Genomic DNA, 16,758 nt, shown 5'->3' with positions numbered 1-16,758 from the left:
AACGACCCCACCGAGTCACACGCCAAGGACGCCATGAGCCAGCAGCAATCCGCCGCACCGGCCCCGACCACCGCCACAGCCACCGTCGCGCGAGCCCGCGACTGGTGGCGGGACGCGGTCATCTACCAGGTCTATCCGCGCAGCTTCGCCGACAGCAACGGCGACGGCATGGGCGACCTGGAAGGCGTGCGCTCCAGACTCCCCTATCTGCGGGACCTGGGCGTGGACGCCGTGTGGCTCAGCCCCTTCTACGCCTCCCCGCAGGCCGACGCCGGCTACGACGTCGCCGACTACCGCGCCGTGGACCCGATGTTCGGCAACCTGCTGGACGCCGACGCGCTGATCCGCGACGCCCACGGCCTGGGCCTCAGGATCATCGTCGACCTGGTCCCCAACCACTCCTCCGACCAGCACGAGTGGTTCAAGCGCGCGCTCGCCGAGGGCCCCGGCTCCTCGCTGCGCGACCGCTACCACTTCCGCCCCGGCAAGGGCGCCGACGGCGAACTCCCGCCCAACGACTGGGAGTCCATCTTCGGCGGTCCGGCCTGGACCCGGGTCACCGAGCCGGACGGCACGCCCGGCGAGTGGTACCTGCACCTCTTCGCGCCCGAGCAGCCCGACTTCAACTGGGAACACCCGGCGGTCGGCGACGAGTTCCGCTCCATCCTGCGCTTCTGGCTGGACATGGGCGTCGACGGCTTCCGCATCGACGTGGCCCACGGCCTGGTCAAGGCGCAGGGTCTGCCGGACCTCGGCGGCCACGATCAGCTCAAGCTGCTGGGCAACGATGTCATGCCGTTCTTCGACCAGGACGGCGTGCACGACATCTACCGCCAGTGGCGGCTGATCCTCGACGAGTACTCCGGTGAGCGCATCTTCGTCGCGGAGGCGTGGACGCCGACCGTCGAGCGCACCGCCCTGTACGTCCGCCCCGACGAGCTGCACCAGGCGTTCAACTTCCAGTACCTGGGCACCGAGTGGGACGCCGAGGAGCTGCGCAAGGTCATCGACCGCACGCTGGAGTCGATGCGTCCGGTCGGCGCTCCGGCCACCTGGGTGCTGTCCAACCACGACGTCACCCGGCACGCCACCCGGTTCGCCAACCCGCCCGGCCTCGGCACCCAGATCCGCACCGCGGGCGACGTCGAACTGGGCATCACCCGGGCCCGCGCGGCCACCCTGCTGATGCTCGCGCTGCCCGGTTCCGCCTACGTCTACCAGGGCGAGGAGCTCGGCCTGCCGGACGTCGTCGACCTGCCCGACGAGGTGCGCCAGGACCCGGCGTACTTCCGCGGCGCGGGCCAGGACGGCTTCCGCGACGGCTGCCGGGTGCCGATCCCGTGGACCCGGGAGGGTTCGTCGTACGGCTTCGGCAGCGGCGGCAGCTGGCTGCCGCAGCCGGACAGCTGGGGCGAGGCGAGCGTGGAGGCGCAGACCGGCGTGGCCGGTTCGACGCTGGAGCTGTACCGCGCCGCCCTCGCCGCCCGTCGCGCCCACGCCGATCTCGGCGCCGGCGAGTCGGTGGAGTGGCTGCGCGCGCCCGAGGGCGTACTGGCCTTCCGCCGCGGGCAGTTCGTCTGCGTCGCCAACACCACCGGCGAGGCGGTCACCGTCCCGTCGCACGGCCGGGTGCTGCTCTCCAGCGGCGAGGTGACCGAGGCGGACGGCGAGGCGAAGGTGCCGGCCGACACGACGGTGTGGTGGACCACGGCCTGAGGCCGGCGACCCTCGCCCGATCCGGGCGGACACCGCCTGATGTGGGCGGACACCGCCCGATCCCGGCGGACACCGCTTGATGCCGGTGACCGCCTCCTGATCCGGTGCTCCACCATCCGACCCGGTGGAGCACCGCCGACCAGGTGCTCCACCACCTCCCCGGTGGAGCGCCGCACATCCCGTGCTCCCTCGCCTGACCCGGGGAAGCACACCGCCCGATCCCGCCGACCACCGCCTGACCTGGTGGACTTGAGCGGGACCGGGCCGACGGGCCGGTGATCCCGGGGTTCGACCGCGTGACCGTCGCGGGCCACCCCGGGATCACCGCTCGGTAACTTCTTTCATCAACTTTCAACGGCCCGCTGCCCTTTTGGGCGGCGGGCCTTTAACATCTCGGCAACCGAAAGGTTTCAGCAACGTTTCAGCAAGAACCTTCAACGACGAAGGAACCCCCACATGGCACGCAGAACCCTCTCCGTCGCGCTCGCCCTCACCGCGGCCTCGGCAGCCTCCATTGTCATGAACCCGACGGTCGCGGCGGCCTCTCCGCCCGGCACCAAGGACGTCACCGCCGTTCTCTTCGAGTGGAGTTACGCCTCCGTCGCCCGCGAGTGCACCAACACCATCGGCCCCGCGGGCTACGGATACGTCCAGGTCTCCCCGCCCGCCGAGCACATACAGGGCTCGCAGTGGTGGACCTCGTACCAGCCGGTGAGCTACAAGATCGCGGGCCGGCTCGGCGACCGGACCGCCTTCCAGAACATGGTGAACACCTGCCACGCGGCGGGCGTCAAGGTCGTCACCGACACGGTGATCAACCACATGTCGGCGGGCAGCGGCACCGGCACCGGCGGCTCGTCGTACACGAAGTACAACTACCCGGGCCTGTACTCCTCGGCGGACTTCGACGACTGCACCTCCCAGGTCACCGACTACACCGACCGCTGGAACGTCCAGCACTGCGAACTCGTGGGCCTGGCCGACCTGGACACCGGCGAGGAGTACGTCCGCAAGACCATCGCCGGTTACATGAACGACCTGCTCTCGCTGGGTGTGGACGGCTTCCGCATCGACGCCGCCAAGCACATCCCGGCCGAGGACCTCGCGAACATCAAGAGCCGGCTGACCAACCCGTCGGTGTACTGGAAGCAGGAGGTCATCTACGGCTCGGGCGAGGCCGTCCAGCCCACCGAGTACACGGGCAACGGCGACGTCCAGGAGTTCCGCTACGCCTACGACCTCAAGCGGGTCTTCAACAGCGAGAACCTCGCCTACCTGAAGAACTACGGCGAGGGCTGGGGCTACATGAGCAGCTCGGTGGCCGGGGTCTTCGTCGACAACCACGACACCGAGCGCAACGGCTCGACCCTCAACTACAAGGACGGCGCGAACTACACGCTGGCCAACGTCTTCATGCTGGCCTACCCCTACGGCGCCCCGGACATCAACTCCGGCTACGAGTGGTCGGACGTGGACGCGGGACCGCCCAACGGCGGTACGGTCAACGCCTGCTGGCAGGACGGCTGGAAGTGCCAGCACGCCTGGCCGGAGATCATCCGCATGGTCGCCTTCCGCAACGCGACCCGGGGCCAGGCCCTGACGGACTGGTGGGACGACGGCAACGACGCGATCGCGTTCGGCCGGGGCAGCAAGGGCTATGTGGCCATCAACCACGAGACCTCGACGCTGACCCGCACCTACCAGACCTCGCTGGCGGCGGGGACCTACTGCAACGTGCAGAACAACACGACGGTGACGGTGAACTCCAGTGGGCAGTTCACCGCCACCTTGGGCGCCAACACGGCGCTCGCGATCTATGCCGGCAAGTCGAGCTGCTGAGCCGGCGCTACTTCCAGGTGTCGCTCGCGGTGTACCCGGACGAACTGCCCGTCGTGTACGAGCGGTTCGTCCCGGACTCCCAGGTCACGTTCCCGGAGGCGTCCTTCTTGATGTACTTGTAGGTGAAGGTCGTGTTCTTGGGGACGATGACCAGCTTGCTCCAGGTCGGGTACGACGCCGACGAGAGCGGGATCGCGTCGCTCGTGTTCCACGAGCCGAGCGACGCGTCGGAGCCCACGACATAGACGTTGGTGCCCAGGTCGGTGGTCGCGTACTCGTGGAACGTCACGTCGGTCGCGCTCGCGTCCGCCACGTTCCAGGAGTTGTTCAGCGTGATGGCCGACGTGGTCACCGTCGCCGACCGGTTGGCGTTGGACTCCCAGGTGACGTTCCCGGAGCTGTCCTTCTTGATGTACTTGTAGGTGAAGGACGTGTTGGTCGGCACGCTCACCTCCCCGGACCAGACCGGGTAGCCGGAGGAGGACAGCTTGACGGCCTTCGAGGTGTCCCAGGCGCCCAGCGCGTCGATGGAGCCGACCACGTACACGTTCGTGCCGGTCGTGGTGGCGGCGTACTCGTCGAAGTCCGCGGCCACGGTCGAGGTCGAACCGCCGCCGGAGCCGCCGCCCGAGCCCGTGTCGTCGCAGCCCACCGTGCAGGTGTAGGAGGCGTTGTAGAAGGCCACCGCGCTCTTCGCGGGAATCGTGATCGACGCGCTGCCGCCGGAGACGGTGACCGTGCTCGCGCCGCCGTCCACCACGTTGGTGTACGTGCCGTCGGACATCCCGGTGGTGAAGGTGTACGTCGCCGCCGAGGAGCCGTTGTTGAGCGCGAAGAAGCCCTTGCCGCTGCGGCCGAAGCCGATCACGTTCGAGGACTTCGTCTGCCAGTCGGAGACGGCGTACGTGTCGACCGCGTTGTGCCAGGCGACCATCCCGACGACGCCGGTGTCCCGGTCCAGGCAGTACCACGAGCCGCTGGAGCAGTCCGTGTCGCTGACGAACCCGGAGGAGTTCGGCGGCGCCTGGTCGCTCTGGGTCCACTCCCAGCTGGCGTACACCGTCGGCGTGGACCACTTGTAGGCCAGCTCGAAGAGGTTGGCCAGCTTGTAGGTGTCGCCGTCCTTGTAGGACATGTGCAGGCCGTTGCGCTCGGTGTCGTGGTTGGTCACGAAGGACACCGAGTTCGCCGCGGGCAGGATGCCGCTGGACTCGATCGAGGACAGGTCGGAGACGTTGCCCTGGAAGGCCGACTTCAGCTTGCTCGCGTAGGTGAAGTCCAGGACGTCACCGGAGGCGTAGTAGTCGCTCGCCTGCGGGGTGGAGCCCGGGTAGACCTCCTGGAAGACGTAGGGGTCGGTGCCGGAGGTGGTGTCGGTCAGCTTCGACTCGATGGCCGCCATGTCGGCCTCGGGGATGTGCTTGGCCGAGTCCACGCGGAACCCGTCCACGCCCAGCGCGAGTTGCGCGTTGAGGAAGCCGGCGAGACCGGTGCGCACATGGTCGGTGGAGGTCTTCAGGTCGGGCAGGCCCAGCAGTTCGCAGTTCTGGACCTGCGTGAGGTTGGAGTAGTCCTGGATGGTCAGGTCCGAGGTGGGGCAGTCGGACGAGTCGTGGTAGTCCGAGCGGTCCCAGTCGGCGGTGTCGTACTTGTTGGTGATCGTGGTGCCGTTGTAGCCCGTGCCGGTCTGCGCGGCGGTGTGGTTGATGACCGCGTCCGTGTAGACCTTGACGCCGGCCGTGTGGCAGGCGCTGATCATGGCGGTGAACTGGGCCTTGGTGCCGAACCGGCTGTCGAGGTCGTAGGAGTAGGGCTGGTAGACGTCCCACCAGTAGTACGAGGACTGCTTGAGGGACTCCGAGGGCGGCGCCACCTGCACCGCGCCGTAGCCCGCGGGGCCCAGGACGTCGGTGCACTCGTTGGCGATCGAGTTCCAGTTCCACTCCCACAGATTGGCGATCACATCGCCCTTGGTGGTCGTGTCCGCGTGCGCCGAGGCGGCCGGCAGGGCGATCACGCCGGCCAGCGCCAGGGCGCCGGCGGCGGCTGCGCAGGCCGTCCGTTTCATGACACCTGGGGGTCGGTGTCTGGTCATGTGCGGCTCCGTAAGCAGAGTGACGGGTTTCAACGACCAGTGAGAGTGGGCCAGTTGTGAGGGACCGTCAAGAGAGTCGGTGAAAGTTCTTGCTATGGGTTTCAAGAGTCTTGCTGTAAACCTTTCGTTAGCGATACGGTCACGCGGGCGCCCGGCAGAGAAGCCGTGCCGCGGCGCGTGGGTCGGACCCAAGAGAGCCGTAATCGCTAGGAGTTCACGCCCGTGATACCGAGATGGTTGGCGTCCTGGGGGCGCCGCACCCCGCATCGCAGAAGGGTCGCGGCCGTGGCCGTCGCCGCCCTCGCCGCCGCGTTCGTGCAGCCTGTCGCCGCACACGCCGCGGCTCCTCCCGCGCCGCCGTCCGACGCGAAGCTCGCCGCCGAGCCCGCCCGGCACGACGACACCCGCGAGCAGTTCTACTTCGTGATGCCGGACCGCTTCGCCAACGGCGACAGCTCCAACGACAAGGGCGGACTGACCGGTTCGCGCACCAGCACCGGATACGATCCGACCGACAAGGGCTTCTACCAGGGCGGCGACCTCAAGGGCCTGACGAAGCGGCTCGACTACATCAAGGGCCTGGGCACCACCGCGATCTGGATGGCGCCCATCTTCAAGAACAAGGCGGTGCAGGGCACCGGGAGCAACGCCTCGGCGGGCTACCACGGTTACTGGATCACCGACTTCACCCAGGTCGACCCGCACTTCGGCACCAACAAGGACCTCGCCACCCTCATCTCCAAGGCGCACGCCAAGGGCATGAAGGTGTTCTTCGACGTCATCACCAACCACACCGCCGACGTCGTCGACTACGAGGGCAAGTCCTACGACTACCTCTCCAAGGGCGCCTTCCCGTACCTGACCAAGGACGGGCAGCCCTTCGACGACGCCGACTACGCCGACGGCAGCAAGAAGTTCCCGGCCGTCGACAAGGACTCCGCGCCGAACACGCCGGTCACCACCAGCGAGGAGAAGGTCCCCTCCTGGCTCAACGACCCGACGATGTACCACAACCGGGGCGACTCCACCTACGCGGGCGAGTCGGCGACCTACGGTGACTTCTCCGGCCTCGACGACCTGTGGACCGAGCGTCCCGAGGTCGTCCAGGGCATGGAGAAGATCTACGAGCGCTGGGTCAAGGACTACGACATCGACGGCTTCCGGATCGACACCGTGAAGAACGTCGACATGGACTTCTGGACCCAGTGGGCGACCGCCCTCGACAACTACGCCGCCCAGCACGGCCGCAAGAACTTCTTCATGTTCGGCGAGACGTACTCCGCGGACACCTCGGTCACCTCGCCCTACGTCACCCAGGGCCGGCTCGACGCGACCCTCGACTTCCCCTTCCAGGACGCGGCCCGCACCTACGCCTCCCAGGGCGGCAGCGCCCAGAAGCTGTCGAGCGTCTTCGGCGACGACTACAAGTACACGACCGACAAGGCCAACGCCTACGAGGAGGTCACCTTCCTCGGCAACCACGACATGGGCCGCATCGGGTACTTCCTGAAGCAGGACAACCCGAAGGCCACGGACGCCGAGCTGCTGAAGAAGGACGAACTCGCCAACGAGGTGATGTTCCTCAGCCGTGGCAACCCGGTCGTCTACTACGGCGACGAGCAGGGCTTCACCGGCTCCGGCGGCGACAAGGACGCCCGCCAGACGATGTTCGCGTCCAAGGTCGCCGACTACCTCGACGACGACGAGATCGGCACCGACCGCACCGCCGCCTCCGACGCCTACGACACGAGCGCGCCGCTCTACGAGCAGATCGCCGCTCTCTCGAAGCTGCGCAAGGACAACCCGGCGCTGACCGACGGCGTCCAGACCGAGCGCTACGCGGCCGACGGCTCCGGCGTCTACGCCTTCACCCGCACCGACGCGAAGACCGGCGCCGAGTACGTCGTCGCCTTCAACAACGCCGACACCGCGAAGACCGCCGAGTTCGCCACCGGCTCCGCGGACATGAGCTACCGCGGTATCTACGGCACGGACGCCACCGCGAGCACCGGCGCCGACAAGAAGATCTCCGTGACCGTCCCGGCGGGCTCCGCCGTCGTGTTCAAGGCGGCCGGCAGCCTCGCCAAGCCCTCCGGCCAGCCGACGATCACCCTCCAGGCCCCCGACGCCGGCGCGACCGGCACCGTCGAGATCTCCGCGACCCCCGGCGGCGGCGGTCAGCTCGACCGCGTCGTCTTCGCCGCCCAGGTCGGCGACGGCAAGTGGCAGGTCCTCGGCTCCGCCGACCACGCGCCGTACAAGGTCACCCAGACCCTGGACAAGGACGTACCGGCCGGAACGACCCTGCGGTACAAGGCCGTCGTCGTCGACCGGTCGGGCCGCACCGCGAGCGCCCTGGCGAGCAGCACCTCGGGCACCCCGCCCGCCGAGGAGACCCCCACCGCCTCCTCGCGCGACTACGTGGTCGTCCACTACAAGCGCACCGACGGCGACTACGACAACTGGGGCGTGTACGCCTGGGGCGACATCGCCGACGGCGAGTCCACCACCTGGCCCGCCAGCCACCCCTTCACCGGCCGCGACGCCTACGGCGCCTTCGCCTACGTCAAGCTGAAGCCGGGCGCCTCCAGCGTCGGGTTCCTGGTCATCGACAAGGACGGCAACAAGGACGTCGCCGCCGACCGCACCATCGACGTCACCCAGACCGGCGAGGTCTGGCTGGAGCAGGGCAAGGCCGACGTCGTCACCGAGCGGCCCGACTACCCGGCCCAGGACACGACCAAGGCGATCATCCACTACCACCGGGCCGACGGGGACTACGACGGCTGGGGCCTGCACGACTGGACCGGCGCCGCGAACCCGACGGACTGGTCGAGCCCGCTGAAGCCCACGAAGATCGACTCCTACGGCGCGGTCTTCGAGGTGCCCCTCGCCGACGGCGCCACCAGCCTCAGCTACATCATCCACAAGGGAGACACCAAGGACCTGCCCGCCGACCAGTCGCTCGACCTGAAGTCGAACGGCAACGAGGTGTGGCTCCTCGACGGCCAGGAGAAGTACCTGCTCCCGCAGCCCGCGGGCAGCGCGGCCGCGCTCGACCTGACCACCTCCAAGGCCGTGTGGATCGACCGGAACACGGTCGCCTGGAACGGCTCCGACGCCGCCGCCTCCACCCAGCTCGTCTACTCCCACGACGGCTCCATCGCCGCCAAGGACGGGACCCTGACCAGCGACGACGAGCGCTGGCTCCGGCTGGAGAAGACCACCCTCACCGACGCACAGAAGGCCAAGTTCCCCTATCTGAAGGACTACACGGCCTGGTCCGTCGACCCGCGCGACCGCGACCGGGTCAAGGAGGCGCTCGGCGGGCAGATCGTCGCCAGCCAGCGCGCGGTGAACGGCGCCGTACTGGCCGCCACCGGCGTCCAGACCCAGGGCGTCCTCGACGACCTGTACGACGCCACGAAGGCGGACCTCGGCCCGACCTTCCACCAGGGCAAGCCCACCCTGTCCGTGTGGGCGCCCACCGCGCAGAGCGTCGCCCTCGACCTCGACGGCACCAAGGTCGCCATGCACCGTGACGCGAAGACCGGGGTCTGGTCGGTCACCGGGCCGGCGTCCTGGAAGAACAAGCCGTACCGGTACGTGGTGAAGGTGTGGGCGCCCAGCGTCCGCAAGATCGTCACCAACACGGTCACCGACCCCTACTCGGTCGCCCTGACCGCCGACTCCAAGCAGAGCCTCGTCGTCGACCTGAACGACAAGTCCCTGGCGCCGACGGGCTGGTCGACCTACACCAAGCCCAAGGCCGTCCCCATGAAGGACGCCCAGATCCAGGAACTGCACGTCCGGGACTACTCGGTGGCCGACACCACCGTCCCGGCCAAGGACCGCGGCACCTACCTGGCCTTCACCGACAAGACCAGCGACGGCTCCAAGCACCTCCAGCAACTCGCCAAGTCCGGTACGTCGTACGTGCACCTGCTGCCGACGTTCGACTTCGCGACCGTGCCGGAGAAGAAGTCCGAGCAGTCGACCCCCGACTGCGACCTCGCGTCCTACGCGGCCGACTCCGAACAGCAGCAGGCCTGCGTGTCGAAGACCGCCGCGACCGACGCCTACAACTGGGGCTACGACCCCCTGCACTACACCGTCCCCGAGGGCTCCTACGCCACCGACCCGAACGGCACCGCCCGCACCACGCAGTTCCGCTCCATGGTCAAGTCCCTCAACGAGGACGGCCTGCGCGTGGTCATGGACGTTGTCTACAACCACACCTCGGCCAGCGGCGAGGCGGACACCAGCGTCCTCGACCAGATCGTGCCCGGCTACTACCAGCGGCTCCTCGCCGACGGCAGCGTCGCCAACAGCACCTGCTGCGCCAACACCGCCCCCGAGAACGCCATGATGGGCAAGCTCGTCGTCGACTCCATCGTCACCTGGGCGAAGGAGTACAAGGTCGACGGCTTCCGCTTCGACCTCATGGGCCACCACCCCAAGGCCAACATCCTCGCGGTGCGCAAGGCCCTCGACCAGCTGACCCTCGCCAAGGACGGGGTCGACGGAAAGAAGATCATCCTCTACGGCGAGGGCTGGAACTTCGGCGAGGTCGCCGACGACGCCCGCTTCGTGCAGGCCACCCAGAAGAACATGGCCGGCACCGGCATCGCCACCTTCTCCGACCGGGCCCGCGACGCGGTCCGCGGCGGCAGCCCCTTCGACTCCGACCCCGGCGTCCAGGGCTTCGCCTCCGGCCTCTACACGGACCCCAACTCCTCGACCGCCAACGGCACCACCGCACAGCAGAAGGCGCAGCTGCTGCACGACCAGGACCTGATCAAGGTCGGCCTGACCGGCAACCTCGCCAAGTACCACTTCACCGACAGCGACGGAAAGGACGTCACCGGAGCCGAGATCGACTACAACGGGCAGGCCGCCGGCTACGCCGACGCACCCGGCGACGCCCTCGCCTACGTCGACGCCCACGACAACGAGTCGCTGTTCGACGCCCTCACCTACAAGCTGCCGAAGGACACCTCGGCCGCCGACCGGGCCCGGATGCAGGTTCTCGCGATGGCCACCGCGGCCCTCTCGCAGGGCCCCTCCCTCTCCCAGGCCGGCACCGACCTGCTGCGCTCGAAGTCCCTCGACCGCAACTCCTTCGACAGCGGCGACTGGTTCAACGCCATCCACTGGGACTGCACCGACGGCAACGGCTTCGGCCGCGGCCTGCCCACGGCCGCCGACAACCAGTCCAAGTGGAGCTACGCCCAACCGCTGCTCACCTCGGTGAAGGTCGGCTGCAAGCAGATCGACGGCACGTCCGCCGCGTACCAGGACCTGCTGAAGATCCGCACCTCGGAGAAGGCGTTCTCCCTGGACACCACCGCCCAGGTGCAGTCGAAGCTGTCCTTCCCGCTGTCGGGCAAGGACGAGACCGCCGGAGTCATCACCATGCAACTCGGTGACCTGGTCGTCGTCTTCAACGCCACCCCCAAGGCGCAGACGCAGACGATCTCCTCGCTCGCCGGAACGGGCTACCACCTGCACCCGGTTCAGGCGCTCGGATCGGACTCCGTCGTGAAGTCCTCGTCCTACAAGGCCGCGTCCGGGACGTTCACCGTTCCGGGTCGGACCGTGGCGGTGTTCTCCCGCACCCACTGACAAGGGCATTACCGTGGTGGGGCAGGCCGGAATCCCGGTCTGCCCCACCGCTGTTGTGCGAGGTCCGGGAATGAACGCCGACGGCAGCCTGACGGACGAACTCACCGGAATGACCGTGCTGGTCGTGGACGACGCGGAGGCCGGGCGCTACGCCATGGGCACCGTGCTCAAGCGGGCCGGCCACCGCGTCGTGCCCGTCGCCAGCGGCGGCGAGGCACTCGCCGAGCTCGACATACGGCGCCTCAAGGGCACCCTGCCCGACGTGGCCCTCGTCGACGTGGGGCTGCCCGACATGAGCGGCTTCGAACTGTGCCGCCGGTTCAAGGAACGCCCCTTCAGCGCACGGCTGCCCGTCGTGCACTTCTCCGCGGCCGACGTACCCCCGGCCGACCACTGCCAGGGCCTCGACATCGGCTCCGAGGCCTATCTGAAGATGCCGGCCGAACCGCTGGAGATCGAGGCCGTGGTGCGCGCCGCGGTCCGCAACGCACGGCTGCGCGCCGACGACCGCGCCCTGGTGCGGCGGCTCACCCGGCTCGCCGAGACCACCGTCTCCATCCAGTCGGCCCGCTCCCTCCAGGAACTCGCCGACGCGGCCGCCGACGGCGCGGCCGCCCTCACCGGCACCCCCGTCGCCGTGTTCGTCCTCGACCAGGAGGACCGGCTGTGCCGGGGCCTGTCCCGCGACCGCGTCCCCGTCGCGCTGCCCGACGAGGACGCCCACCGCGCCGTGGCCACCCTGCTGCGGCGGCTGGCCCGCGGCCAGTCCGGGGTGCAGCTCACCACCGTGCCCGCCCCGCTGTGGCCCGCCGGCTACTTCCGCCCCGGCGTCCGGCACGACGCGCGGCTCGCGCTGGCGCTCACCCAGGACGGGCGGGCCCCGGTCTGCCTCGCGGCGCCCGCCCGCGGGATGCGCCGGCTCGGCCCCGAGGGCGAGACCCTGCTCGCCCGGCTGGCCCAGTCCACCGCGCTGGCCGCCGAACCGCTGCTGATGTACCAGGTCGAACGGCATGTCGCGCTCACCCTCCAGCACAGCTTCCTGCCCCGGCCGCACCGACTCCCCGAGGTGCCCGGCGTCGACGTCGCGGTCCGCTACGTGCCCGCCTCCCGGGACACCGAGATCGGCGGCGACTTCTACGCCGTCCTGCGCACCGCCGACGGCGTGCTGAGCGCCGTCGGCGACGTCGTCGGGCACTCGCTGGAGGCGGCCACCGTCATGGTCGAGATCCGGCACGCGCTGCGCGCCTACTGCATCGAGGACAGCGACCCGGCCGTCCTCGCCGAACGCCTGGACCGGATGCTGCGCCACTACCACCCCGAGGTCACCGCGACCGTCTGCCTCGCCCTGATCGACCCGGCCGACGGGCGCGCCCGGATCGCCAACGCGGGCCACCTCCCGCCGCTGCTGCTGCGCGCGGACGGCGACACCGACTACGTCCCGGCGGCGGGGCCGCTGCTCGGCGTCGGACTGCCCCATCCGGCGCCCACCGAGGTGCGCCTCGCGCACGGCGACCGGCTCCTCATGGTCACCGACGGGCTGATCGAGACCCGCGGCACCGATCTCGCGGCCTCCATGGAACAGCTGCGGGCCGCCGCGACCGGCTCGCTGCCCGGCCTGGACGCCCTGTGCGACACGCTCCTCGACACCTTCGGCCAGGACCGGGGGGACGACATCGCGATGCTGGCCCTGCGGCTGAGGTGAGCACCCGCCCGGCGACGACCGGCCGGGCGGTTAGGGTGGGCCAGACCCCGGAACAGGAGTGCCCCATGCCGCAGATCACCGTCGACCACTCGCACAGCGTCACCGCCGGCTTCGACCGGGAGGGCTTCGCGCGGGACCTGCACGCGGCCACGGTGGAGATCGCCGCCGCCCGTCCCGAGGCGTGCAAGACCCAGTTCCGCCCCGCCGACCTCACCGCCTACGGCTACGAGGACCCGAAGGAGCGGCGGCACGCCGTCGTGCACGTCACCATCGGGCTGCTGGCCGGCCGTACCGACGACACCAAGGCGCGGCTCACCGAGACGGCGCTGGAGCTGCTGAAGAAGCACCTGAAGGGCGACGGCGCGGTGGTCCACGCCTCCGCCGAGGTGCGCGATCTCGACGCCTCCTACCGGAAGTTCGAGGGCGAGCTGTAGGCGACCGGGGGCCGGCCGGGGGCCAGGACGACAGGACCTAGGTCGCCAGCGCGAGCAGCCGCGTCACCAGCTGGCCGAACGGCCCCTCGGGGTCCTCGTAGCGGAGCATGGCGCGCAGGATCTCGCTCATCTCCTCGTCGTGCGCGGCGCTGACGGCGGCCAGCGCCGCGAAGTCGTGCACCAGCTGCGCCTCCAGCTCCTCGCGCGGGATGCGCCGCCCGTCCAGCCAGATCAGCGCGGTCGACTCGGCGAGCGAGATCCAGGACCGGACGACCAGTTCCAGCCGCACCGGGGGATCAGCGACCTCCAGGTGCGACAGGATCTGCTCGTACGCGGCCTGCCGTACGGAGTCGATCAGGGCGTTGGTGGTCGTCGAGCCGACGGCCGGGCCGCCACGCATCAACGCCGAGAAACCGGGCCCGTGCTCGTCGACGAAGTCGAAGAACCGGCGCATCACCCGCAGCAGCCGGGCGCCGAGCGGTCCCGTGGGCGGCTCCACGAAACGGGCCGCCAGATCGTCCGAGGCCCGCTTCAACGCGGCCTCGTACAGGCTGAGTTTGCCCGGGAAGTAGTGGTAGACCAGCGGTCGCGAGATGCCCGCGGCCGACGCTATCTCGTCGATGGAGACCTCGTCGGGCGAGCGGCGGCTGAACAGTTCGAGGGCGACGCCGATCAACTGCTGCCGTCGCTCCTCCACTCCCATTCTGCGGCGAACCCCGGTAGTCATGCGAACACCTTACCGATCGGATCCGGCCGCCCAGGGGCCGGACCACGGCTGGGCGTTCACCGCTCAGTGCAGGCCCTCGACCGCCGATCCGTCCTCCAGCGTGCCCTTCAGGCTCGCCTGCACGCCCTGCTGGGCCTTCACGGCCAGCACATTGCCCTGCGCGCTCGCGTGCATCCCGCCCGTCGTGGTGATCGACGCGGTGCCCCGGCTGCCCGCCGCGAGCAGATACCAGCTGCCGGTACGGGACTTCCACAGCACCCCGGCGAGCACATGGGGCTCGCGCGGGCCGCAGTCCGGGCCGTTCTCCGACTTCGCGACGGTCGCGCCCGAGGCGCCGCCCGGGGTGCGGAACTGGGCCAGGGCCCGGGTGCCACCGCCGCGCCAGGTCTCCGCGCGGGTGCACACCCAGTCGCCCTCGCCGCCCTCGTCGGGCAGCGACTGGGTGGCGTACGCCCAGGTGTTCACCGTGCGCACGCCCTGCGCCCGCAGCCCGTCGAGCGAGCAGGCGTACGGCGCCCAGGCGCGCAGCCCCGCCGCGCCGGAGGCGTCCTTGACGGCGCCGGGGCGGCCCACGGTGAGCCGGGCGGGCACGAGTTCGCCGAGGTCGCCGAGGAGTCGCGTGCCGTGCGCGTCGGTGAGCTGGAGCACGTTGTACGAGGTGCAGGACCCGGTCGTGCCCGTCGGGGCGGCCATCGGCGCGGTGATCCCGTGCGCCAGGTCCAGGTCCATGGCGCCCGCGTCCGGCTTCAGCAGGTCGCGCTCGGCGGCCTTCGTCACCCAGGGGGCGGTCAGATAGCGGACGTTGCCGTCGGCGCGGCCCAGCACCACCGCGCCCGCCTCGGCGGCCGACGCGCCGTCGACCCGGGCGAAGTCCAGCGCCGCGCCCGCGGTGCCGTCCTTGGGCTCGGCGTAGCGGGCGATGCGCAGGCCGTCGTAGAGGATCACCACGCGGGCGTTGTCGACCGTGCCCGCGTACAGCAGTTGAGGCGGTCCGGACGGACCGCCCGAGGGCGTGCCGGGGGTGGCCGAGACCCGGACCCGCTCGCCGGGGCGCGCCCACACGGCGAGTGCGCGGCGCAGCAGGGCGCTGTCGCCGGTGAGACCGCCGCGCGCGGGCCACACGGAGAAGTCGGTGCGGGCCGAGGACTCCCAGGCGGTGGGGGAGACCCGGAGCAGGTTGCCCGGGTCGAGCGCGGCCTCGGCGGCCGGGTTCTGCGCGTACGACGGCGCGGCGGCCCCGTCCGGGCCCCAGCCGTCGCCGGGCAGCGCCACCAGCGCCCCGCACACCGCGAGGGCCGCGGCCGCGGCCAGGACGGCCTTGGTGTGCTGGCGGCGCCGCATCAGGTCGGTGGGCCGGGCCTGGAGCGAGCAGGGGTCGAACTCGGGGGAGAGCAGCAGCGCCGGGTCGCCGGGCACCTCGTCCGCCCCGGCCAGCGCGGCGCCCGGGTCGTCGACGCCCGCCGCCGCGAGCACCTTGCGCACGTCGCCGTCGGGCAGCCGCTCCAGGCCGCGCAGCACATAGGCGGCGCGGGCCGGGCCGGACAGCGCGGACAGCCGCTGGTCCAGGGCGAGTTCGTCGGCGCCGCCGGAGCGCGGGAACAGCCTCAGACCCCAGACGTGCGGCAGCAGCGGCGGCAGCTGGGAGCGGCGGGGGAACGGGCGGCGCGGCGGGCCGCCCGCCTCCAGGGCGGAGCGCACCACCTGCTCGCGGACCCAGGCGTACCCCGGGCCGCCGTCGCGGGCCGTGGACTGGGCCGGGATCACGGCGCCGGGCTTGCGTCCGCGCGGCAGGGCGCGCTGGACGAGGGCGTGCGCGGTCAGGACCCGCCGGCCGCGGCCGGGGCCCGGCGGCAGCATCAGATAGGCGAGCCGGACCAGCCTCGGGTAGTGCTCGACGAGCGCCGCCTCGGCCTGCCGTACGTCGACGGCCGGGTCGGAGGTGGCTGCGTGGCGCGGGGCGACATCCTGTGACTGCACGTCCTGCAGAACGATCCGGCCGCCGGTTGGTCACCCGCCGCCGGTTCCGCTCATGTGTCCGGATCGACCAGCGCCCGCGCGTAGTTGGCCATCGACCGCTGGTAGCGCGGCAGATGGGGGGCGAGGGCGCCGAGCACCAGCGACAGGCCCTCGCGGTCGCGGCCGAGGCTGGACAGGCACAGCGCCAGGCAGCCCCGCACCGCGTCGTCCAACTCGTCCGAGGGGGCGTCCAGTTCGGGGGTGAGCAGCTTCACGCCGTCTTCCGCGCGGCCGATGTTGCGCAGCGAGCTGGACAGCTGGATCTTGGCCCGGCGCCCCTTGTAGCCGCTGACCTCGCCGAGCCCGAGCGCGAGCGCCTCCTCGTACAGCGGCACCGCCCGGTCGGAGTGCCCTGTCGAGTCCCATGCGCAGGCCCGCTCGAACAGGCCCAGCGGGCTGCCCGCGGGCTGCTCGGAGGCGAGCGCGTCGATCACGGCGCGGAACTCCGCGGCCCGCTCCTCGGGGTAGTCGTCGAAGGTGTCCCAGGCGGCGGCCACGCGGTCTTCCCAGTCCTTGTCCACCGGCTCACTCTCGCACAGATGTGCAGGCCGGGACATCCGCGTTTTGAGCGCAATGCGCGCTCGGTCCGTATCGAAGGGCGGGG

Annotated in this window: 9 protein-coding genes; 5 read left to right on the top strand and 4 right to left on the bottom strand. The window is 70.6% G+C overall.

Annotated features, from left to right (window positions below):
• Positions 1 to 33: 33 nt before the first annotated feature.
• Together WN71_RS14155 and WN71_RS14150 are read left to right on the top strand one after the other, a co-directional pair.
• Positions 34 to 1,716, top strand: a complete 1,683-nt coding sequence (locus tag WN71_RS14155; RefSeq protein WP_046582938.1) for a glycoside hydrolase family 13 protein — start codon at positions 34 to 36, stop codon at positions 1,714 to 1,716.
• Between the two features lie 456 nt (positions 1,717 to 2,172).
• Positions 2,173 to 3,555, top strand: coding sequence for an alpha-amylase (locus tag WN71_RS14150; RefSeq protein ID WP_079177852.1), 1,383 nt, complete (start codon positions 2,173 to 2,175; stop codon positions 3,553 to 3,555).
• Positions 3,556 to 3,562: 7 nt separating this feature from the next.
• Here WN71_RS14150 and WN71_RS14145 read toward each other — a convergent pair whose 3' ends face one another.
• Positions 3,563 to 5,623 (bottom strand): carbohydrate-binding module family 20 domain-containing protein, encoded by a 2,061-nt coding sequence (locus WN71_RS14145; protein WP_240529653.1) that lies wholly within the window; start codon positions 5,621 to 5,623, stop codon positions 3,563 to 3,565.
• 249 nt (positions 5,624 to 5,872) lie between these two features.
• Between WN71_RS14145 and pulA the strand changes: the two genes are divergently transcribed.
• From pulA to WN71_RS14130, 3 genes are all read left to right on the top strand, one after another.
• Positions 5,873 to 11,275 (top strand): pullulanase-type alpha-1,6-glucosidase, encoded by a 5,403-nt coding sequence (gene pulA, locus WN71_RS14140; protein ID WP_046582936.1) that lies wholly within the window; start codon positions 5,873 to 5,875, stop codon positions 11,273 to 11,275.
• A gap of 70 nt (positions 11,276 to 11,345) precedes the next feature.
• Positions 11,346 to 12,977 (top strand): fused response regulator/phosphatase, encoded by a 1,632-nt coding sequence (locus WN71_RS14135; RefSeq protein WP_046582935.1) that lies wholly within the window; start codon positions 11,346 to 11,348, stop codon positions 12,975 to 12,977.
• 65 nt (positions 12,978 to 13,042) lie between these two features.
• On the top strand, positions 13,043 to 13,411 hold the full coding sequence (locus WN71_RS14130) for a 5-carboxymethyl-2-hydroxymuconate Delta-isomerase (RefSeq protein ID WP_046582933.1): 369 nt from the start codon (positions 13,043 to 13,045) through the stop codon (positions 13,409 to 13,411).
• A 37-nt stretch (positions 13,412 to 13,448) separates the two neighbouring features.
• On the opposite strand, the gene WN71_RS14125 is transcribed toward WN71_RS14130, so the two are convergent.
• From WN71_RS14125 to WN71_RS14115, 3 genes are all read right to left on the bottom strand, one after another.
• Positions 13,449 to 14,138 (bottom strand): TetR/AcrR family transcriptional regulator, encoded by a 690-nt coding sequence (locus tag WN71_RS14125; protein WP_107469653.1) that lies wholly within the window; start codon positions 14,136 to 14,138, stop codon positions 13,449 to 13,451.
• A 63-nt stretch (positions 14,139 to 14,201) separates the two neighbouring features.
• On the bottom strand, positions 14,202 to 16,115 hold the full coding sequence (locus tag WN71_RS14120) for a hypothetical protein (RefSeq protein ID WP_046582929.1): 1,914 nt from the start codon (positions 16,113 to 16,115) through the stop codon (positions 14,202 to 14,204).
• Positions 16,116 to 16,165: 50 nt separating this feature from the next.
• Complete coding sequence (locus tag WN71_RS14115; RefSeq protein ID WP_046582926.1) at positions 16,166 to 16,711, bottom strand: tetratricopeptide repeat protein; 546 nt, start codon at positions 16,709 to 16,711, stop codon at positions 16,166 to 16,168.
• Positions 16,712 to 16,758: the final 47 nt, after the last annotated feature.

This window comes from Streptomyces mangrovisoli, assembly GCF_000974985.2.
In the GTDB taxonomy this organism is placed as follows: domain Bacteria; phylum Actinomycetota; class Actinomycetes; order Streptomycetales; family Streptomycetaceae; genus Streptomyces; species Streptomyces mangrovisoli.
Note: the sequence above shows the minus strand (reverse complement) of the source record. Positions and strands in the feature narration are given on the sequence as shown.